Raw genomic sequence first — 578 nt, 5'->3', positions numbered from 1 at the left:
AGCAACGACCCCGAATTTGCGGCCAAAGCCGCCGATGTTGTTGGTCTTTATGTCGATCCGCCTGCAAAGGCCATTGTCTTGTGCGTCGATGAGAAGCCATCGATCCAGGCCCTGGAGCGCGCCCAAAGCTATCTGAAGCTGCCCAACGGACGGGCTTTGACTGGCCAAAGCCATGATTACAAGCGGCATGGCACGACGACGCTGTTCGCCGCGCTCCAGGTTGCCACCGGAACGGTCATCGCGGAGCATTCAAAGCGCCGCCGCCGCATGGAGTTCCTCGGCTTCATGAACCGGCTGGTTGCCAGCTTTCCGGACCGCGAACTTCACGTCATCCTGGACAACCTCAACACGCACAAGAAGAATGAGCGCTGGCTCAAAAAGCACCCCTTGGTGCAGTTTCATTTTACGCCGACGGGGCATCTTGGCTCAATCAGGTCGAGACCTGGTTCTCCATCCTGCAAGGCCAGTCGTTGAACGGTGCATCATTCACCGCCGTCACGCAGCTACAGGAGCACATCGATGCCTTCATCCGCGCCTACAATGAAAAAGCACAGCCCTTCGCCTGGACGAAGAAACGA

1 pseudogene is annotated in these 578 nt (G+C 57.8%); it reads left to right on the top strand.

Annotation, left to right across the window (positions count from 1 at the left end):
- A pseudogene (locus tag ACZYOF_RS44285) lies at window positions 1–578 on the top strand (IS630 family transposase); the annotation flags it as partial.

Source organism: Bradyrhizobium sp. LeoA1Lang, from assembly GCF_055413685.1.
Note: the sequence above shows the minus strand (reverse complement) of the source record. Positions and strands in the feature narration are given on the sequence as shown.